Genomic DNA, 20459 nt, shown 5'->3' with positions numbered 1-20459 from the left:
ATATACATGAAAAAATATCTATCACTAGTAACTTTCTCACACACCATATTTGCCATGCCGTTTGCCTTTATAGGCTTCTTTTTGGCGGTGACTACTACCAACCATCCTTTTGTTTGGCAAAAGCTGGTGATGATGGTGTTGTGCATGGTGTTCGCGCGTAACTCGGCTATGGCGTTTAATCGTTATCTTGACAGGAACATCGACGCCAAAAACCCACGTACCAAGGTGCGCGATATCCCGGCCGGGCGCATTAGCCCTGCTTCGGCATTAACTTTTACTATTGTTAATTGCCTGTTGTTTATTGGTACTACGTGGTTTATTAATCCGTTATGTTTTTACCTGTCGCCGGTGGCTTTGCTGGTGGTTTTAGGATATAGTGCTACTAAACGCTTTACCGCATTGTGCCACCTGGTATTGGGTTTGGGCTTATCCCTGGCTCCTATCGGTGCTTACTTGGTGGTTACCGGCGAGTTTGCTTTGCTGCCAATATTCTTTTCGCTAGCTGTATTATGCTGGGTTAGCGGCTTTGATATTATTTATGCTTTGCAGGATGAGGATTTTGACCGTAACGAAAACCTGCACTCTATACCGGCTTACCTGGGTAAAGTAAACGCTTTGCGCTTTTCTACCTTTCTGCATGTGTTATCAGCCATATTTATTATGCTACCGGTGTTTTACACCAATGTGGGTTTGCTGTATTATATAGGTATCGTTTTCTTTTGTTCGATGCTGATCTACCAGCATCTGTTGGTGAAGCCTACAGATCTGAGTAGGGTTAATTTCGCTTTCATGACCACCAATGGTATTGCCAGCGTGGTATTCGCGGTTTTATTTTTATTGGATAGGACGTTTTTGATTCATTTTTAGGGTGCGCCGCTCTTGAAAAATGGCGCATTATTTTCTACCCTGTATATCAGCAAATTACCTCATTTTGAACCTGAAAAAATCTGACTTATAAGTCTGCGCCACAGTGCGCCGCTTTTTCAAGTAAATATCTCATTATCAATCAATAATGAAAAGCAGGTGCGCCAAGTGCGCCACTTTAAGAGTGGCGCACCCGCTCAACGTTCTTGCGCTCGTTTGCAATGTGTGCCTATCACGGTTTAGCGAAGTGTCGCGCCACAAAAAACTTTTTACACCTTTCAGACGTTCCCACTTCCGCACATCCATAACAATTCGCACATTTGCATATACGCATATCTGCACATCAAAATGATACACAAAAAAACACGCGCCTATATACCTGCCGACCTTAATATTAAATGGGAAAACCTGGAACCAATATACCAGGACCTGGTTAACCGCCCCATCACATCAGTAGCAGAGCTTGAACAATGGCTTCGCGACCGCAGCGAACTGGAAGCCGCCCTGGAAGAGGACTTCGCCTGGCGCTATATCCGCATGACCTGCGATACCAACAGCGAGCAACTGCTTACCGATTTTCAATACTTCGCTACCGAAATTGAGCCTAAAGCGGCCCCATACAGCAACGAGCTAAACAAGAAACTGGTAGCCAGCGAGTACTTCGACGCGTTGGACCATGATAAGTATTTTGTATACCTGCGCGGTGTTAAAAAGTCGTTGGAGTTATTCCGTGAAGAGAACATCCCGGTACAAACGCAGATCCAGGTGGAGCAGCAGAAGTACCAGTCGATAAGCGGCTCTATGTCTGTACACATCGGCGATAAGGAATATACTTTGGAGCAAGCCTCGGTATTGTTAAAAGATACCGACCGTGCCAAACGCCAGGAGGTTTGGGAAAAGATAACCGCCCGCCGCCTGCAAGAGAAAGGTAAGCTGGACGAGCTGTTCGATCACCTGCGTACGCTGCGCCACCAAGTGGCCTTGAATGCCGGCTTTGAGAACTATCGTGATTACAAGTTCCAGGAACTGGGCCGCTTTGACTATACGCCGCAGGACTGCTACGCCTTCCACGCCGCTATAGAAACAGAAGTAGTGCCTATCCTGCGCGAGCATGCACAGGCACGCAAAGAGGCGCTAGGTGTTGAGCAGTTGCGCCCATGGGATATGGATGTGAACACTTCTGGCAAACCGGCCTTAAAACCATTTAACAATGGCGAGGAGTTGATCGAGAAATCTATTCAATGCTTCCGCAATATCAACAGCTATTTGGGTGAGCGTTTAGAGATCATGAAGGATAACAACTTGTTTGATGTGGAAAGCCGCATGGGCAAGGCTCCGGGTGGTTACAACTATCCGCTGTCTGAAACTGGCGCACCGTTCATATTCATGAACTCGGCCAACAGCTTTCGCGACCTAACCACCATGGTGCATGAAGGTGGCCATGCGGTACATACCTTCCTGACTGCCGATTTGGAATTGAACGACTTTAAACACTGCCCTTCTGAAGTGGCCGAATTGGCTTCCATGTCGATGGAGTTGATCTCGATGGATAACTGGAATGTGTTCTTTGATAATGAAGAGGATTTGAAACGCGCTAAACGCGATCAATTGATAGACGTATTGAAAACCCTGCCATGGGTAGCTGTGGTCGATCAGTTTCAACACTGGATCTACACCAACCCTAACCATACTGCAGACGAGCGCCGCGATGCCTGGGTACAGATCTATGAACCGTTCGGCGCCGGCTTTGCCGACTGGACCGGCATTGAAGAAGCCGAAGCTAACCTATGGCAAAAGCAACTGCACATTTTCGAGATACCGTTTTACTATATTGAGTATGGCATGGCCCAGCTAGGTGCCATTGCCGTTTGGAAAAACTATAAAGAAAACCCTGAAAAGGCCTTGGAGCAATACCTTGCTGCCCTAAAATTAGGATACACCAAGACCATTAAGGAGATTTACGAAACTGCCGGCATAAAATTCGATTTCAGCGCCGGATATGTTAAAGAATTGGCAGAGTTTGTGAAAGCCGAAATTGAGAAATTATAGCTAAAAATTCACCTTTTATACCTGATAATCAATACCGAAAGCCAGCATGACAATATTTCATGCAGGCTTTTTTTGTGGCCTTTTTTCTGTCGCTATGGGCATCATATCAATGTCATAAGCCCGCGCCGAAAAGCGTTTTTGGTACGGTTTTGGGAATACAGTGTGTATGAAAAAGACAATAATTAGCTCAATGCTATTATTATTTAGCATAGCAACCTTCGGACAAGATTTAAAGCCGGTACAAATTGATAGCATGGTAACAGTATCAATGCCGGAAACATATAATAAACAAGATACGCTTGGCCAGCAAGTAATTTCTGCCAACGGCGAATATGGTTACATGGTAGTTATTAAAGCAGAAAGCGCTAAAGACAACAAGCCATTAGCTAAAGAAAATGACTTAAAAAAGGTAATGAACACTTATGTTGAGGATGTAAGAAGCCAGTACAAAAACTCAAGCGCCCAAAACGTACGCGATACTACCGTAGGTAAATTAAAAGCCACATCATTTACCTTACAGAGTGACCCGTCGGGTAATGGCGATGTGCAAAAGAAACACTTTGTTATTTTGTACACCACCCCGGCTACTTACACATTTGAGTATGCTTACCCCGATGCACGTGGCGAGGTGATTGGTGCAGAGTTGAAAACTTTTTTAAGCTCGATCAAAGTATCGCCGGAGTTGCAACGTAATGACCAGTACTTATCAAGCGGTGGCGGCATGTCGCAAATGGCACAGATAGCCTTGTTTGGCGGCGGTGGTTTGCTGGTATTAGGTTTGGTAATATTTCTTATCAACAGAAACAGAACGCCGGCTTTAGCTTAAGAAATTAATTCCTGACAAAGGGCTCATCGGTTTAATACCGGTGGGCCCTTATTTTTTTAGCAGTCCCCTGTCCCATTTGGGTGATCTCAAAAACTCCCGGCTCTCCGCCCAGCGGATCCATATCACCGTCAATATAACGCCGAGTACCGATCCTACCGTAACATCCTCAAAAAAATGCTGACTAAGGTACATCCGCGAGTAACCCACTATCGCGGCCAGCAAAAAAAGCGGCAAACCCCAAAAGCGGTTACGCAACCAATAAGTAATTAATATAGTGGTAGAAAAAATGGTAACCGTATGCCCCGATGGGAAACTATGCAGGCTCAACTGCTCTACTCCTTTCACAAAATGTATTTTGCTCAATTCGTGTTCGAAGTACAGTTTTGGTCGCGGCGCCGCAAAAAAGAATTTTAATACCTGGGCTGATAGGGATGTAACTGCATAAGCGGTAGCCAGTGTAAATGCTTTCCGGTAAGAAAACAGCAACAATATCACTACCAAAATGATGGTAGACCACCCGCTGCCGATGTTAGTAATATATGGAGCTGCATTATCAACCGTATCGTTATACAGGGAATTTACCGCGTAATAGATCTCGGATTTACTGTAATTGAGCTTAATTAGCAGGCAGGTAGCCAGTACAATGATATAAGGGATAAAAAACCATCGCACCCTGTATAAAACATCTTTTATGCCGATATTCATGCTGCAAAGTAAGCATATACTTATTCACTGCAAAAAAATGGTTATGTTTGGTTTGGTTTAGCTCAATGTAATAATAAATGTCGAACAGCATATTTCGAAAAAAGTCGATAAACAAAATAATGGCTGATGTAGCCGCGGGTTTCAGTGATTCTGAACACTCGGGCACCCACCTCAAAAAAGTATTAAATGTTAAGGATCTGACGCTGATGGGTATAGCCGCCGTAATTGGCGCGGGTATATTTTCAACCATTGGCGAAGCTTCGTTCTATGGCGGTCCGGGTGTAAGTATATTATTCGTGCTAACGGCCATCACCTGCGGTTTTTCGGCATTATGTTATGCGGAGTTCGCGTCGCGGATACCGGTAGCGGGTAGCGCGTACACCTATGCTTATGCTTCTTTTGGCGAACTCATTGCCTGGATAATCGGCTGGGACCTGTTGATGGAATACGCCATAGGCAACATCGCGGTAGCTATATCATGGAGCGGTTACTTTGTTAACCTGCTGGAAGGTTTCAACATTCATATGCCGCATTACCTCACTATGGATTACTTCTCGGCATTTAAAGCGCACGAAGAAATACAAAAATTAACTGCGGCGGGCCAGGCTATCCCCGAAAACCTGATCAACGCAGGCAACGCCTGGACAACAGCACCCGGCTCGGGCGATTTTAAATTAATTGCCAACATACCTGCTTTATTGATCGTGATCATTATTACCTACCTGGTTTATGTAGGCATACGCGAAACCAAGAAAGCTACCAACGCCATGGTAATGCTTAAAATAGCGGTGGTTATAGCGGTTATTATTATAGGCTTTTTCTACGTTACGCCCGCCAACTGGCATCCGTTTATGCCTAATGGTTTTGCGGGTATCATGAAGGGGGTATCAGGTGTGTTCTTTGCTTACATAGGGTTCGATGCCATATCAACCACTGCCGAAGAGTGTGAAAATCCCCGCCGTGATTTGCCACGTGGTATGATCTACTCGTTGGTTATTTGTACCGTTCTATACGTATTGGTGGCACTGGTGCTAACCGGCATGGTTAACTTTAAAGACCTGCAAGTGGCTGATCCGCTCGCTTTCGTATTCGGTAAAGTCGGTTTGAATAAAATAAGTTATGTAATATCTATCAGCGCCGTTATCGCTACGGCAAGCGTGTTGCTAATATTCCAATTGGGACAACCACGTATATGGATGAGCATGAGCCGCGACGGTTTGTTGCCGAAGGCATTTTCACGCATTCACCCTAAATATCATACGCCGTCATTCTCAACCATTATAACAGGTATAGTTGTAGCGGTTCCGGCATTATTTATGAATTTAACCGAGGTGACCAACCTGACCAGTATAGGCACCCTGTTTGCCTTCGTTTTGGTTTGCGGAGGTGTATTACTATTACCTAAAGAAGAAGCCGAGAGAGGCCGTTTTAAGCTGCCATACATCAATGCTAAATGGATAGCACCTGTATTGTTTATTGTAGGGGTGATATTCTTCAAAAACGATTTGATGGATCTGTTCAATGGCGATAACATCCACCATAACTTCCCATACTTTTTGTTTGTGCTAATAGCCGCGGGATTGACCATTGCAGCATTCGTTAAAAACCTGTCGCTAATACCCGTATTGGGACTGTTAAGCTGTTTTTACCTGATGGCCGCTTTGGAGTATGAAAGCTGGATCCGCTTTTTGGCCTGGTTGGTTATTGGGTTGATCATATACTTTACCTACAGCTATAAAAACAGCGCGCTGGCTACTAAGAAATAATAGCGGGCGAGCCTTATCACATATTATTGATAAATGAATTACGTTGAAATTACAGGTTTGGTGGCCGCCTTTTGCACCACCATATCATTTTTGCCACAGGCTATTCAAACCATCCGCACGCGCGATACTTCGGGTATATCATTAGCTATGTATACCATATTCGTTATCGGCACATTAGCATGGCTAGCCTATGGCTTGCTATTACCAAGCTTACCGGTAATTATAGGCAACTTCATTACTTTTGCATTTGCAGGTGTAATACTGGCCTACAAAATCAAATACAAATAATTAGATGCGGTGTGTATGCGTTACGGCTACGCGTTCCAGTTCAATACCTTCTGGTGCGGCAAGCATTAACGGTACTTTTTCTATCGTAACAAAGCTCAGGTCCAAACCAAAACCTCGCTCTTCGGATATACTCAGCCTTTTTAGCTGACCGTAGGCCGCCATAATAAACTTCTCGTAAAACGAGAGGTTATGCGAGCGCGACAATACTTTCTCGATAACTACAAACCTAAAGTCGCCCACAATTTTGTGTTTGTTAAGCGATTTATAGGTACTGGTAATATCAACTTCGCCGTTCTTTACCAGATCCTCAACCACCTTTCGGAACAGTACATTGATCTGCTGCTCGATACGGAAACCCAGTTTAAAGTCAATACGGATCATTTTGTTAGGTACCAATACATCAACCTCATATTCTTTTTTGTAGGGCTCATCAACCACATCGACGTGTACCAACCAATAAACATCGGCACGTTTGGGTTGCTTTTGCAGTATGGAGTAAATAATCTTTGATTCGACTTCCGAGTTAAAGTTAGCGCTGGTTAAATACACCAGTTGCGATGCGTACTTAGGCACGGTTTCGTCTTCGCTTAATTCGGTTAGGATGTTGAAGTAGTCTTCTATCTCCACAAACTTAACGTAGCGGTTGCGTATTTTACGGGCAATGTACCAGGCCCACATCACCATAAATAAAACCAAACCTATTGACAGGGTAAACCAACCACCATCAATAAATTTATTCAGGTTACCCATCAGGAAGGTACCCTCAATTAAAAGGTAGATGGTTAAAAATATGCCTACAATATAGCTTGGCACCTTTTTACGCATCAGGAAGCGTGATACTAAAATGGTGGTCATTAACATAGCTACTGTAATACTCAAGCCGTAAGCTGCCTCCATTTCGCTTGAATGCCTGAATAATAAAACCACACCTATACAGCCTACCCAAAGCAACCAGTTGATACTGGCTACATATAACTGGCCTTTCTGTTCGCTGGGGTAATTGATCTTAACTTTTGGCCAAAGGTTTAGTCGCACCGCTTCGGCAATCAAAGTAAACGAACCCGATATTAATGCCTGGCTGGCAATAATAGCTGCCATGGTAGCTATACAAATACCAAATATCAGGAACCATTGCGGCATGATCTGGTAAAACGGGTTATGCAGGTTTAAGTCGATTTTTTGGCCTTTATGCTGTAGCAACCAAACCGCCTGCCCCAGGTAATTTAATATTAAACATGTTTTAACGTAAATCCAGCTAACCTGTATGTTTTTACGGCCGCAATGCCCCAGGTCTGAATATAAAGCCTCGGCCCCGGTGGTACAAAGAAACACCGCACCCAGTATTATAAAGGCATGGTAATCGCCGCTGGTTAATAATTTAAAAGCGTAATACGGGTTAAGCGCTTTGATCACCGATGGATCTTGCACCACGTAGCTAACCCCAAGTACGCCCATCATGGTAAACCACAGAAACATGATAGGCCCGAAAGCCTTACCCACCATAGATGAACCAAACTGCTGTATCAAAAATAACACCGTTATAATAGCTATAACAACCGGCACGGTAGGTATATGCGGAAACTGCGGCACCAAACCTTCAATGGCTGACGAGATGGTAATTGGTGGTGTAATAATACCGTCGGCCAATAATGCGCAGCCCCCTATAATGGCGGGTACAATGAGCCATTTGGCTTTACGACGTACCAATGAAAAAAGCGAGAAAATACCACCCTCACCCTTGTTATCGGCGTGCAGTGTTATTACTACGTACTTTAATGTGGTTTGAAGCGTAAGCGTCCAGAAAATGAGCGACACTCCGCCCAGTACCAATAATTCTGAAATTGCGTTATTTTCTCCTACGATGGCTTTGAAAACGTATAAAGGCGAGGTACCTATATCACCGTAGATTATTCCTAAACTGATCAGGAGCCCTGCGGCTGACAGTTTTTGCAGATCTTTATGTTGTGACACTATATCCTGTTATAAAAAAGTGATGCAAAACTATTAAAAAATCAAATACAACTTATAATTAATTACAACGTATAAGCGAGGTGTATAACAGGTTAAACACAATTTGTTAAAAATTGTTAAAATACAGTAACAAAATTATCAAATTTGAAATTGGTGCGCTGTTTATTTATACTTTTGTATGGGATATAAAGTATGAGGAGAAAACTTACCTACATTTATTCATGGGTACTAATAACTGCGTTGGCAGTATCCATGAAGTGTGTCCCTGCTTTTGCAACACATAACCGCGTAAAAGCTGATACCATCAATTACCTTCTCCCAAAAAAGAAAGCTAAAAAGCCTTTATTATCTTTTACCTTGCCACCTATAAAACCGGGCGTTACCTCAACCGTTAAATTGAACGTACCTAAGCCGGATGATAAAATATTGAGCAGCGTGGAAGTATTCCCTAACCCTACCACAGATCAGATCAACGTCAAATACAGCCTATCGCGCAATACTAACGTAACCGTTAAAATGGTTGACGTACTGGGCAACGATGTATTAACCCTATTCTCGCAACGCGTTGATCCGGGCGAGCAAAGCCGCACTTACAGCTTAAATAACAAACTGTACCGTGGCTTTTACTTCATCAGGGTAATTGCCGGCACCGAATCGGTTATTAAGCGAATCTCCATACTTTAATAATGTTTGCCCCCGATAGCTATCGGGAGAATGATTGAGTGAATGAGTGATTAACTTATTCATTAAATTATTAATTTGCCGCTTTCAAACATTCCATCATTCACTCAATCGCTCATTCACTCATTATATACCATGAAGATCATCGCCATTGGCCGCAATTATGCCGAACACGCTAAGGAACTCAATAACCCGGTACCCACTACGCCGGTAATATTTATGAAACCTGATACTGCGCTGCTGAAAGATAATAAACCTTTCTATCACCCCGATTTTTCGGAAGATGTGCACCATGAGCTGGAGATAGTACTAAAAGTTAGCAAGGAAGGCAAACACATCAGCGAGAAATTCGCGGCTGCTTATTATGAAGAAATTGCATTGGGTGTTGATTTTACAGCCCGCGATATCCAATCTCGCCACAAAGAAAAAGGCCTGCCCTGGGAACTGGCTAAAGGCTTTGATAATTCGGCACCGGTAAGTAGCTTTTTGCCAAAAACGCAGTTTGCCGATGTGTATGATCTAAACTTCAACCTGGATGTAAACGACGAAACCCGCCAAACCGGCAACACCAAAAACCTGCTTTTTTCGTTTGAGTATATTATCGCTTTTGTTTCGCGCTACATTACTCTTAAAAAAGGCGACCTTATTTTTACAGGCACCCCGGCAGGTGTAGCCAAAGTAAACGTTGGCGACCATTTAGAAGGATACCTGGAAGGACAAAAGCTGATTGATTTTTATGTAAAATAAATCATTAGCTATGGGTTTTAAACCTATAGCTAATGATTGATGAAAAACAAAATAGCCTCTCGTTGCTTTGGCTATAAATACAATGTTACTGAGTGAAAAAAATACTATCTACCCTAATACTCCCGCTATTTTATTGCTTTACCGTTTGCGCGCAGGATGCTCCTATACAGGTAAAAACCTATCCTAAAGATTTTTTTCAATACCCCATTGAGTTGCCGCCTGCCACGGCCGGTACTTTTGGCGAGTTACGACCCAACCATTTCCATTCCGGGCTTGATTTCCGTACCAATCAGCGGGTGGGTTATCCGGTACATTCGGTAGCTGTGGGCAATATATCGCGCTTGCGGGTGCAGTATGGTGGTTTTGGTAATGCTATTTATATAACGCACCCCAATGGCTTTACCAGTGTTTACGGTCATTTGCAAAAATTTAGTCCCGAGATAGCGAAGCTGATCCGCGACCAGCAATATAAAGAGCAAAAACATGATGTGGATTTCCCATTGCCGCCGTTATTGTTCCCGGTAAATAAAGGACAGGTGGTTGCATGGTCGGGTAATACAGGCGCTTCGGCAGGTCCACATTTGCATTTTGAGCTGCGTGACGCTGTTACCGAAGAAACTATCAACCCTCAGTTATTTGGTTTAACTATTGATGATAAGGTGCCACCGGCTATCACCGCCATGGCGGTTTACCAACTGGATAACAAACCCTTTAGCGAAAAAACACCGCATCGCTTTTTTGGCGTGATAGGAGCAGCCGGCAATTACCGTATATCGCAAACACTGGATGTTAGCGGCGATGTAGGTTTAGGCATAAGCACTACCGATATGAACAGCGCGTCAGCTAACCGCAACGGCCCCTATTCTATCGAATTAAAACTGGATGGCAAAACAGTATACACCTTCGCTGTTGAGCGTTTCGCGTTTGATCAAACCCACGCCATCAACGCCTATATTGATTATCCCACTTTTTTAACACAGGGCCGTTTTATACAAAAATGCTTTATCCCGCCGGGCAGCAAAATATCGCTGTACCCTCAATCGGTAAACCGTGGTGTTATCACGTTTAATGATAGCGAACTGCATGATGTAGAGTATTTGGTGAAAGACGTAGCCGGCAATACATCAACCCTGAAAATAAAAGTTCGCTCAAAACCGCTTGAAAAACCGGCAGACGCTTTTGTGCCAACGGGGACGCTCTTTAAATGCGATCAGAAAAACGAGTTTATCGGCGAAAAATATAAGGTTACGATAATGCCGTTCAATTTGTATGATGACCTTGATTTCCAAACATCAGTGCTTCCGGCCAAAACCGGCGCCTATTCGGCCACTTACCGCATACATAACCGTTTTACGCCCATACACCTTGATTACGAGTTACGCATAAAACCGGATAACGACCTGGGTAAATTTGCCGATAAAGCTGTTGTAGTAAGCGCCAACGGAATTTGCGATACCAGCAGTTATGAAAATGGTTATGTGGTGGCTCACCCGCATGCCTTCGGCGATTATCATATTGCCCTTGATATCGCGCCGCCGCATATTACGCCGGTAAATATTCGCGAGGGCAGCAATTTGAGCAAGGCCCGCACTATCTCCTTCCGTATTAGCGATAACCTGTCGGGGGTAAAAACCTTTAACGCCAAAATTGACGGCAAATGGGTTTTACTGGAGCACGATTATAAAAGTAAACTGTTTGTTTATACCTTTGATGACAGCATCGCCCGCGGCAAGCACAGCTTTGAGCTTGTAGTAAGCGACTGGAAAAACAACACAGCACAATTCACAGCAACTTTTAACAGGTAATGGCACAATTACAAGAAGGCGACAAAGCCCCCGATTTTACAGCAAAAGACCAAAACGGCGAAAACATTTCATTATCCAACTATAAAGGAAAAACCGTTATATTATACTTTTACCCGAAAGACGATACCCCAGGCTGCACCGCCGAAGCCTGCGATTTTAGGGACAACTACCAATCATTACAGGGCAAAGGTTACCAGGTTATTGGCGTGAGCACCGACGATGAAAAATCGCACAAAAAATTCATCACCAAACATAGTCTGCCTTTCCCGCTTATAGCCGATACCGATCACCAGGTTGTTGAAGCATACAACGTTTGGGGCGAAAAAAACATGTACGGCAAAACTTACATGGGCACCATCCGCAAAACGTTCATTATCGATGGCGAAGGCAATATTCAAAAGATAATTGACAAGGTAGATACCAAGGCATCGTCTCAGCAGGTACTGGATCTGTTAGGGTAATAGTTATAATTTTCTATTTTTAAATCCGAAATTGAACATTCGAAATTCGAAATTTCAATTACCTTGGCACCTATTACCAAACAAAATCGTCTATTAGCTATTTATAGGTAAAAAACTTTTATAGCCCATGTCAGCAACAGCACAGGTTGAAGATGCAGTAATATTAAGTAAGTTTCAGGATGAGAAGACCCGTAACGAGGCCTTTAACCTGTTGCTTGCCAAATATCAGCAAAAAATATATTGGCACATACGCCGCATGGTGATAGACCATGACGATACCGACGACCTGGTACAGGACGTGTTTATTAAGGTTTGGAAAAACCTGGCGGGATTCCGCAGCGATTCGCAACTGTATACCTGGCTGTACCGTATAGCCAGTAACGAGTGCATCACTTTCCTCAACAAAAAGAAGGCAAAAAATAATATCCCGCTGGATGATGTAGCTTACGACTTATCAGAAACCCTGGCCGATTCGACCTACTTTAACGGCGATGCGGCGCAGAAAAAACTGCAGCAGGCGATACTTACCCTGCCCGAAAAGCAGCGACTGGTATTCAATATGAAGTACTACGAGGACATGAAGTACGAAGAGATATCAGACGCGTTGGGTACCAGTGTGGGCGCACTCAAAGCGTCGTTCCACCTGGCGGTGAAAAAAATTGAAGCAATATTACTGGAAGAAAATTAATTTTGAATTAGTGTTAAACCATTTCATCTAAATTTCATCTAACAGGAACTATGACACAGGATATGGATAACGAAAAATGGCTGGAAGACTGTACAGCGCTTAAAAAGGTTAGCAAAACTAACCCTTTTACAGTGCCGTCCGGCTATTTTGCGGGGTTGGATGAGCATATAAAAGCTGCCGTTAAACTAGACGAGCTAAAAAATAAAATACCTGCTACCGGCTTTACAGTGCCCGATGGCTATTTCGAAAATCTTACTAATAACATTAACAGCCAGGTTGTGCTTGGTTCTGCAATCGATAACCTTGACGCTGCATTAACTGTACCCGAAGGCTATTTTAACCAACTGAGCGACAGCATAAAAGGGCGCATTGCTATTGAAGCTGCTGATGATGAAACCTCAGGACTTACCGTGCCCGAAGGTTACTTTGAACAATTAAGCAGCAACATACAAAGCCGTATAAATATTGAAGCTACGATTGGCGCCGAAAATGGTATGGAAGTACCTGCAGGCTATTTTGAAAACCTGAGCGCGCAAATTCAAAGTCGCGTTTTTGTTGAGGAAGCTTTAAACCAGCAGGAGGAAACTTTTACCGTACCGGCTAATTATTTTAACGAGCTTAACAGTAAAATATTAAACAAAACCGTAGCGCAGGAAGCTGTGCAGCGTAAAGGTGCCGTGGTCAGGTTTATGCGATCAAGCGCGTTTAAATATGCTACTGCTGCTTGTTTTGCTTTGGTAGTTGGTACGGGCGTTATACTTTGGCCATCGGCTAGTACCGTTGCTAACCATAACGAAACTTACCTGCATACCGAGTTATCAAATATCCCTACAGAGGATATTCAAGGTTATATCCAAATAAGTATGGATGCTAATGAAACCCAGCATACTGTTGCTGCCGAAGCGTTACCAGTTAACAATGCCGAGCTTGATGCTGCTTTACAAGAATACGTTGATGAAAACCTTTAACATGATGGATAAGTGGCTTAAACATATTTTTGTTATGTTATTTTTTGGATGCGTTAGCTTAAACGTTTATGCACAGCGCAATAGCTTCCAGGATAACCGTAACACCCGCCAGTTTCATCGCCCTAATAATTTCCGCGATAATGGCAATGGCAATACTGTGCCGTCTGAACTGGGCGGTAAAAAAATGCAGGCCATACAAAACATTAAGGAAGGTTTTTTGGGCAAGCAACTTAATTTGACCGATGACGAGGCTGAGCGTTTTTGGCCGGTATACAGGCAATATCAAAGTGAAACCATGAATGTAAGGCGTTTAAAACGTCTGAACAACTCAAATGCGCAGGCCAACGGCCCCGAGCAAATACGTAAGGATCTGGAATACGAAAGCCAGCTGGTAGATATTAAAAAACGCTACAATGATGCTTTCCTTAAGATCCTGTCGCCACAAAAAGTTAGCCTGCTATATAAAGGCGAACGTGAGTTTTCCGACGAATTGGTACGTAAACTAAATGAGGACAGAGGCCCGCGTAACTAATTCAATAATTTTACTATTTTTATAGTAACCGATTATTGAATTAGTACTAACCTTAATGGCCCTTAAAACCTTATTTATCAAATGGGCGCTGTTTATCAGTCTCATCACCATCAGCTTTACAGCAAACGCTCAGTCTGCCACCCAAAACAAATGGGCCTACTCGCGTAAGATCACCATTAAATATACGGGTGAAGAAATGGTGCGTAACGCGGTGGTGCGGGTATATGTAAACCGCGACTATTACAATAAAATGGCTGCCAATGGTGCCGATCTCCGCTTTTCAAGCAATCCATCGCTAAGAGGAAACGGCCTGTCATACTGGATAGAAGATTGGAATGGCGAGAACGGCATTAGCATAATCTGGGTGAAAATACCGCTGCTAATCAAAGATCAGAACGAGATCTATATGCACTACGGCAACCCTGATGCCAAACCGGTGGCCGACGGCCACGACACCTTCCTGTTTTTTGACGATTTTGAAGATGGCGATTTTAGCGATAAATGGGACAATGTATCTATTGGCGAAGTTAAGGAAAGCGACGGCATGTTAAAACTAAAGGAAACTGATGGCGAACTGGGCCAGGTAACCGCCAAATTTATGCTAACCGATAAAATGGCAGTGCGTACCCAATACCAACGCGAAAAAGGCGACCAGCACTGGACCCAGGCTGGCATTGGCGGCTGGAACCATTGGCTCTGCTTTGGCGATTACACCGATATTGACGGCATTGGCACCAATTACCTTCAACTTTTTGATGCGGAAGGTATCACCAGTCGCCGGATACCGCCCGTTACCAAAACCGTGATACCCGGCATTGACGATAAATGGCACAAAATTGATTTTTGGTTTGACGGCGAAAAAGTTAGCGGCAAATATGAAAACTCAACCTTAATTTTAAAACGCACACCAGCGCCGGTATTTTCATCAAAACTGGCATTGCGCACTTTGGATAATGATAGTTGGGATAACTTTGCTTTCATAAGCGTCATGCCCTATATCGACCAAAAGCAAATGCAAATTATTATGGGCTACGAGAAGAAAAATTAATTCGATAAGCAGACAGCACACTTACGAAGTTTTAAAACGGCGACGCCCTCAATCAGGCTTTAAAAAAAGCAATTAAATTTCTGATTAAACTTAGTAAGTCTATTTACCGTATTTTTGTGGCATGTTAACCCTTCGCCAATTATTTTTAGCCAACAACGCGCAAACCACCAATTTCCCCTTGTTATTGGAATTTGAGCGTGGCGAAGGAGTATACCTTTACGATGCCGAAGGCAAGCCTTTTATCGACCTCATATCAGGCATTGGCGTAAGCAGCCTGGGGCACGGCAATCAAAAGGTAAAAGACGCGATAAAGGACCAGGTAGATAAATACATGCACCTGATGGTTTACGGCGAATTTGTGCAAACGCCTCAAGTGCGCTTTGCCGAGAAGCTGGTGAGCGTATTGCCGGACAATCTGCAATCGGTATACTTTGTAAACTCGGGCGCCGAAGCTGTTGAGGGGGCCTTGAAACTGGCCAAACGCTTTACCGGCAGGCCGCAAATTATATCATGCCTTAACTCCTATCACGGTAGTACCAATGGCGCCCTAAGTGTTATGGGTAACGAGGAATACAAACAAGGTTACCGCCCGCTATTACCGGGTGTAAACTTCATCCGTTTTAACAATCCCGACGATCTTCAATCAATTACAAAAGAAACCGCCTGCGTTATCATAGAAACCATACAAGGCGAAGCCGGAATAAAAGTGCCCGATTTGGCCTACATGCAGGCCCTGCGCCAACGCTGTACCGAAACAGGCACCTTATTAATATTAGACGAGATCCAGGCCGCCTTTGGCCGTACAGGCAAACTATTCGCCTTTGAGCATTTTGGTATAGTGCCTGATATTTTGTTGCTGGCGAAAGCTTTAGGTGGCGGCATGCCTATCGGAGCGTTTGTATCATCTAACCAGATCATGGGTGCTTTGAAGGAGAATCCTATCCTGGGGCATATCACTACCTTCGGCGGTCACCCGGTTTGTTGCGCGGCGGGTTTGGCGGCGCTGGAGGTTTTGTTGGAAGATAATCTTGTTTCCGGCGTAGCCGAAAAAGAAGCGCTGTTACGCAGATCACTCGTTCATCCCGCCATAAAACAAATACGTGGCAAAGGCCTTATGCTGGCTTTAGAGCTGGAAGACTTCGACCTCAACAAAAAAATAATAGACCGCTGTATCGCCAACGGCGTAATAACCGACTGGTTTCTACATTGCAGCAATGCCATGCGTTTGGCTCCCCCACTCGTCATTACCCCTGCCGAAATTGAAAAAGCCTGTGAAGTGATTTTAGAAGCTATAAATTACTATGCGCCTGCTTTGGCATAAGTCCCTCGCTTACTGAACCATACGACACAATCGTGTAAACTCTATCTTGATTACAGATTATCATATTCTTAAAGCCTATCAAATTGGTATGGTTTATGCATTTATGGGGTATAGTATTAAAAAGTACGTTCTAAGCATGTAAATGCCGCTTTTTTGGTCAAAAATGCACTTTATTATAGTCAACGTACTAGGTGTTACCAAAAACTGTGAAAAATGCTATGGCTGCTAATAAAACATTGCCAAAAAATATGAAAATCGCTTACATCTCAACCTATCCTCCGCGCGAGTGCGGTATCGCTACGTTTAATCAAAACCTTATGCGCGCCGTTGGCGCCAATTTCCCCGAACGATCCGGTTTACTAAAAGGCGATTACGTGGTGGCTTTGACCGATTCGGAGAACATGCATGAGTATGAATACCCGGAAGAGGTTAAATATATCGTTCGTCAAAACCATCAGAAAGACTATATCCGAGCAGCGAATTATATCAACACCAGCACTGCCGACGCTGTAATTATGGAACATGAGTTTGGCATTTATGGTGGCGAAAGCGGTATCTATATTTTGCCGCTGATAAACAGGTTAGAGAAACCGCTGATATCTATATTACACACCGTACTGAAAGATCCCAGCTATGTACAGCGCATCATCATCCGTGAAATAGCCGAGCAATCATCGCGCATTATTGTGATGAGCCACCGCGCCGTGGAGTTCCTGACCGAGATCTATGATATTCCGGCCGATAAGATCCAGATCATCGAACACGGTGTACCGGATCTGGAAGCACCGGAAGACAATCCGATCAAAAAATTAACACCGTTTAAAGGTCGTCGTGTATTGTTAACTTTCGGTTTGATAAGCCGCAACAAAGGTCTGGAAACCGTGGTACGTGCCCTGCCGAAGATCGTCAAAAATCACCCGGACGTGACTTATGTGGTGTTGGGTAACACGCACCCGGGCGTTATCAAAAACTCGGGCGAGGAATATCGTGACCACCTGAAAACGCTGGCTAACCAGTTGGGCGTAGCGCAAAACCTGGCTTTCGTTAACAAATTTGTGGCCGAGGAAGAATTGATCCAATACCTATCAGCCGCCGAAGTTTACGTTACACCATACTTAAACGAAGCACAAATAACCAGCGGTACATTGTCCTACGCCGTTGGCGCGGGCGCGGCAGTAGTATCAACCCCATACTGGCATGCTACCGAATTATTGGCTCATAACCGAGGCCGCTTGTTCGATTTTAAAAATGCAGAGCAACTGGCGGATATTGTAATAGAACTGTTGGACCAGGACCGCGTATTGGCCGAAATCAAACAAAACGCCTACGAATATGGCCTGCACCTGCGCTGGCCGGTTATAGGTGCCGAATATATTAAAGTGGCCCAGGAAGCCATTTACGAGCACGATTTCCGCGACAAGATACTGAAGAACAGTATCGTCGATCCCGAGATCATGCCGAAATTCAGCCTGGCGCACGTGTTACGTTTAACGGATGATACCGGTATTGTGCAACACGCTAAATACGGCATACCTAACTTAAAGGAAGGTTACTGTTTGGATGATAACGCCCGTGCTTTGATCATGGCGCTGATGGCGCACAAACGCAGTAACAGCAAGGAAGCTTTCGAACTGCTGCCTATCTACCTCAGCTACATTCACTACATGCAAACCGAGGATGGTAACTTCCGTAACTTTTTGAGCTTTAATCGTCAGTATTTGGATGATGTAGGTTCTGAGGATTCATTCGGTCGTACTATCTGGAGTTTGGGCTATTTGATCCATGGCGCTTCAAGCAATTCATACCGCGAGTTTGCTACCGAGATCTTCCAACATTCTATACCGCACTTTAAATCGTTAACTTACTTACGTGGTATGGCTAATACCATTATCGGCATCGCTTATTATTTAAAAGCCCACCCTACAGACGAAGGCATGGTAAACGAGATGGCACGCCTTACCCAACCCTTGGTTAATGCTTACGAAGCCAACCAAAGTGCGGATTGGCAATGGTTTGAAGATACCATGACCTATGATAATGCCATTTTACCATTGGCACTGCTACACGCCTGCGAAATAACCGGTAACGAACGCCTGAAAGAAATTGGTTTAAAAACCATGCAATTCCTGGATAAGGTTTCGCTGTCAAACGGCTACCTGGCCCCTGTAGGCAATAATGGCTGGTATGTACGTGGCGGTGCCTTCCCGGTATATGACCAACAAGCTATTGAGACCATGGCCATGGTGCTGATGCACTTCCAGGCTTACCGCATTTTCCGTAAGCCGGAGCATATCGAAAAAATGTTCCTGTCGTACAAATGGTTCCTGGGCGAAAACTCGCTGCGCGCGCCGCTATATGACCACGAGACCAAAGGTTGTTGCGACGGACTGGAATCAACCGGTATTAACCGTAACCAGGGCGCCGAAAGTACGCTGGCCTACATGATATCGCACTTAGTGGTACTAGAAGCTTTTGAGCTGGAATACGAATACAACAAAGTATCGTCATCACATAAGCTCATCGGGGTTAAATGAGAGTAGCTCTTTTAGCTCCCGTTGCCTGGCGCACACCGCCCAGGCACTACGGGCCGTGGGAACAAGTAGCGTCAAACATTGCCGAGGGTTTAATTAAACTCGGCATTGATGTTACGCTTTTTGCCACGGGCGATTCGATCACCGCCGGTAAACTGGATGCCATTTGCGAACAAGGCTACGAAGAAGATCGCACACAGGATGCCAAGGTGTTGGAGTGCCTCCATATCAGCAACCTGATGGAGAAGGCCGGGCAGTTCGATATCATCCACAACAACTTTGATTTTTTACCGCTTACTTATTCGGGGTTGGTAAAAACGCCGTTGATAACTACCATACATGGCTTTTCGTCACAGAAGATCATCCCGGTTTATAAAAAGTATAATCATTTGGGCAGCTACGTATCTATCAGCAATGCCGACCGTAGTCCTGAGCTTGAATACCTGGCTACGGTGTACAATGGCTTAGATACAAAGGATTTTAAGTTTAATGATAAACCCGATGATTATTTGCTTTACTTCGGCCGCATCCACCCCCATAAAGGAACTTTGGAATCTATCGAGATCGCTAAAAAAAGCAAGCGTAAACTCATCATTGCAGGGATTGTACAGGATGAAGGGTATTTCAAAGAAAAGATAGAACCCTTGTTGGATGATGAGCAGATAGTATACGTAGGCAGCGCCGGCCCCGAAAAACGAAACAAGTTGCTGAGCAGCGCCGCCGCGTTATTACACCCCATCAGCTTTGATGAACCCTTTGGTTTAAGCGTAGCAGAAGCGATGCTTTGCGGCACGCCGGTTATCGCCTTTAACCGTGGCTCCATGCCTGAATTGATCAAACATGAGGAGACCGGATTTCTAGTTAATACGGTTGATGAGGCTGTAGCTACAGTTAATCAGCTTAATAATATTAGTCGTAAGGTTTGTTGTGATTGGGCAACGGCGCAGTTTTCGTGTGATAAAATGGTGGGGGATTATTTGGGGTTGTATAAGCAGATATTGGGAAGATAATCTTTTGTCATCCCGAGTATAGCGAAGGATCTTATTTAAGCGACGAGTTGCCTGCCGTACTTGTATGTTGTATAAAATCCTTCGCTATGCTCAGGATGACAATCTTTATAATAAAAGCAAGCGTCCACGCTTGCGTCATGATCTAAGATTACGACGCGAGCGTGGACGCTCTTGTATAAAAAAGGTTCAAGCGTAGAC

At 44.2% G+C, this 20459-nt stretch carries 18 protein-coding genes; 16 read left to right on the top strand and 2 right to left on the bottom strand.

Annotation, left to right across the window (positions count from 1 at the left end):
• Positions 1-6 precede the first annotated feature (6 nt).
• The 3 genes from AC59JT_RS02665 (at position 7) to AC59JT_RS02655 (ending at position 3739) form a co-directional block, all read left to right on the top strand.
• The gene (locus AC59JT_RS02665) at positions 7-867 is read left to right on the top strand and encodes a UbiA-like polyprenyltransferase (protein ID WP_497395859.1); all 861 of its coding nucleotides are present in this window, start codon (positions 7-9) and stop codon (positions 865-867) included.
• A 345-nt stretch (positions 868-1212) separates the two neighbouring features.
• Complete coding sequence (locus tag AC59JT_RS02660; protein ID WP_497395857.1) at positions 1213-2913, top strand: M3 family oligoendopeptidase; 1701 nt, start codon at positions 1213-1215, stop codon at positions 2911-2913.
• A gap of 166 nt (positions 2914-3079) precedes the next feature.
• On the top strand, positions 3080-3739 hold the full coding sequence (locus tag AC59JT_RS02655) for a hypothetical protein (RefSeq protein WP_497395855.1): 660 nt from the start codon (positions 3080-3082) through the stop codon (positions 3737-3739).
• Positions 3740-3787: 48 nt separating this feature from the next.
• Here AC59JT_RS02655 and AC59JT_RS02650 read toward each other — a convergent pair whose 3' ends face one another.
• Positions 3788-4444: a phosphatase PAP2 family protein gene (locus AC59JT_RS02650; protein ID WP_497395853.1), complete on the bottom strand. Its 657-nt coding sequence runs from the start codon at positions 4442-4444 to the stop codon at positions 3788-3790.
• A gap of 77 nt (positions 4445-4521) precedes the next feature.
• On the opposite strand from AC59JT_RS02650, the gene AC59JT_RS02645 reads away from it, so the two are divergent.
• Together AC59JT_RS02645 and AC59JT_RS02640 are read left to right on the top strand one after the other, a co-directional pair.
• Positions 4522-6210 carry an amino acid permease gene (locus AC59JT_RS02645; RefSeq protein ID WP_497395851.1) on the top strand — a complete coding sequence of 563 codons (1689 nt, stop codon included), beginning with the start codon at positions 4522-4524 and terminating at the stop codon, positions 6208-6210.
• A 33-nt stretch (positions 6211-6243) separates the two neighbouring features.
• Entirely contained in the window at positions 6244-6498 is a 255-nt protein-coding gene (locus tag AC59JT_RS02640) for a SemiSWEET transporter (RefSeq protein WP_497395849.1), read from the top strand.
• Here the strand turns inward: AC59JT_RS02640 and AC59JT_RS02635 are convergent, their stop codons facing one another.
• Positions 6499-8469 (bottom strand): KUP/HAK/KT family potassium transporter, encoded by a 1971-nt coding sequence (locus AC59JT_RS02635; protein WP_497395847.1) that lies wholly within the window; start codon positions 8467-8469, stop codon positions 6499-6501.
• A 192-nt stretch (positions 8470-8661) separates the two neighbouring features.
• On the opposite strand from AC59JT_RS02635, the gene AC59JT_RS02630 reads away from it, so the two are divergent.
• The 11 genes from AC59JT_RS02630 to AC59JT_RS02580 all read left to right on the top strand — a co-directional run bounded on the left by AC59JT_RS02630 (position 8662) and on the right by AC59JT_RS02580 (position 20261).
• Positions 8662-9153: a T9SS type A sorting domain-containing protein gene (locus AC59JT_RS02630; protein WP_497395845.1), complete on the top strand. Its 492-nt coding sequence runs from the start codon at positions 8662-8664 to the stop codon at positions 9151-9153.
• A gap of 132 nt (positions 9154-9285) precedes the next feature.
• Positions 9286-9897, top strand: a complete 612-nt coding sequence (locus AC59JT_RS02625; RefSeq protein WP_497399323.1) for a fumarylacetoacetate hydrolase family protein — start codon at positions 9286-9288, stop codon at positions 9895-9897.
• 92 nt (positions 9898-9989) lie between these two features.
• A complete protein-coding gene (locus AC59JT_RS02620; RefSeq protein WP_497395843.1) occupies positions 9990-11702 on the top strand; it encodes a M23 family metallopeptidase in 1713 nt (570 codons plus the stop codon).
• Positions 11702-12163: a thioredoxin-dependent thiol peroxidase gene (gene bcp, locus AC59JT_RS02615; RefSeq protein WP_497395841.1), complete on the top strand. Its 462-nt coding sequence runs from the start codon at positions 11702-11704 to the stop codon at positions 12161-12163. Before AC59JT_RS02620 ends, bcp begins: the two co-directional genes overlap by 1 nt.
• Positions 12164-12290: 127 nt before the next feature.
• Entirely contained in the window at positions 12291-12851 is a 561-nt protein-coding gene (locus AC59JT_RS02610; RefSeq protein ID WP_497395839.1) for an RNA polymerase sigma factor, read from the top strand.
• Positions 12852-12901: 50 nt separating this feature from the next.
• The gene (locus AC59JT_RS02605) at positions 12902-13819 is read left to right on the top strand and encodes a hypothetical protein (protein ID WP_497395837.1); all 918 of its coding nucleotides are present in this window, start codon (positions 12902-12904) and stop codon (positions 13817-13819) included.
• Positions 13806-14351, top strand: coding sequence for a hypothetical protein (locus AC59JT_RS02600; RefSeq protein ID WP_497395835.1), 546 nt, complete (start codon positions 13806-13808; stop codon positions 14349-14351). The genes AC59JT_RS02605 and AC59JT_RS02600 overlap by 14 nt, the downstream gene beginning before the upstream one ends.
• Before the next feature lie 55 nt (positions 14352-14406).
• Entirely contained in the window at positions 14407-15399 is a 993-nt protein-coding gene (locus AC59JT_RS02595; RefSeq protein WP_497395833.1) for a DUF2341 domain-containing protein, read from the top strand.
• Between the two features lie 121 nt (positions 15400-15520).
• Positions 15521-16720 (top strand): aspartate aminotransferase family protein, encoded by a 1200-nt coding sequence (locus AC59JT_RS02590; RefSeq protein ID WP_497395831.1) that lies wholly within the window; start codon positions 15521-15523, stop codon positions 16718-16720.
• 248 nt (positions 16721-16968) lie between these two features.
• On the top strand, positions 16969-19254 hold the full coding sequence (locus AC59JT_RS02585) for a glycosyltransferase family 4 protein (RefSeq protein WP_497395829.1): 2286 nt from the start codon (positions 16969-16971) through the stop codon (positions 19252-19254).
• Positions 19251-20261 carry a glycosyltransferase family 4 protein gene (locus AC59JT_RS02580; RefSeq protein WP_497395827.1) on the top strand — a complete coding sequence of 337 codons (1011 nt, stop codon included), beginning with the start codon at positions 19251-19253 and terminating at the stop codon, positions 20259-20261. The genes AC59JT_RS02585 and AC59JT_RS02580 overlap by 4 nt, the downstream gene beginning before the upstream one ends.
• Positions 20262-20459 lie beyond the last annotated feature (198 nt).

Source organism: Mucilaginibacter sp. A3364 (assembly GCF_059690715.1).
The sequence above is the reverse complement of the archived record's forward strand: the minus strand, read 5'-3'. Positions and strand labels throughout refer to the sequence as shown.

Bases quoted from the DNA above. Each gene is read 5' to 3' on its own strand.
- AC59JT_RS02665 (WP_497395859.1), top strand. From the start codon at position 7: ATGAAAAAATATCTATCACTAGTAACTTTCTCACACACCATATTTGCC.
- AC59JT_RS02660 (WP_497395857.1), top strand. From the start codon at position 1,213: ATGATACACAAAAAAACACGCGCCTATATACCTGCCGACCTTAATATT.
- AC59JT_RS02655 (WP_497395855.1), top strand. From the start codon at position 3,080: ATGAAAAAGACAATAATTAGCTCAATGCTATTATTATTTAGCATAGCA.
- AC59JT_RS02650 (WP_497395853.1), bottom strand. From the start codon at position 4,444: ATGAATATCGGCATAAAAGATGTTTTATACAGGGTGCGATGGTTTTTT.
- AC59JT_RS02645 (WP_497395851.1), top strand. From the start codon at position 4,522: ATGTCGAACAGCATATTTCGAAAAAAGTCGATAAACAAAATAATGGCT.
- AC59JT_RS02640 (WP_497395849.1), top strand. From the start codon at position 6,244: ATGAATTACGTTGAAATTACAGGTTTGGTGGCCGCCTTTTGCACCACC.
- AC59JT_RS02630 (WP_497395845.1), top strand. From the start codon at position 8,662: ATGAGGAGAAAACTTACCTACATTTATTCATGGGTACTAATAACTGCG.
- AC59JT_RS02625 (WP_497399323.1), top strand. From the start codon at position 9,286: ATGAAGATCATCGCCATTGGCCGCAATTATGCCGAACACGCTAAGGAA.
- bcp (WP_497395841.1), top strand. From the start codon at position 11,702: ATGGCACAATTACAAGAAGGCGACAAAGCCCCCGATTTTACAGCAAAA.
- AC59JT_RS02610 (WP_497395839.1), top strand. From the start codon at position 12,291: ATGTCAGCAACAGCACAGGTTGAAGATGCAGTAATATTAAGTAAGTTT.
- AC59JT_RS02605 (WP_497395837.1), top strand. From the start codon at position 12,902: ATGACACAGGATATGGATAACGAAAAATGGCTGGAAGACTGTACAGCG.
- AC59JT_RS02600 (WP_497395835.1), top strand. From the start codon at position 13,806: ATGAAAACCTTTAACATGATGGATAAGTGGCTTAAACATATTTTTGTT.
- AC59JT_RS02595 (WP_497395833.1), top strand. From the start codon at position 14,407: ATGGCCCTTAAAACCTTATTTATCAAATGGGCGCTGTTTATCAGTCTC.
- AC59JT_RS02590 (WP_497395831.1), top strand. From the start codon at position 15,521: ATGTTAACCCTTCGCCAATTATTTTTAGCCAACAACGCGCAAACCACC.
- AC59JT_RS02585 (WP_497395829.1), top strand. From the start codon at position 16,969: ATGAAAATCGCTTACATCTCAACCTATCCTCCGCGCGAGTGCGGTATC.
- AC59JT_RS02580 (WP_497395827.1), top strand. From the start codon at position 19,251: ATGAGAGTAGCTCTTTTAGCTCCCGTTGCCTGGCGCACACCGCCCAGG.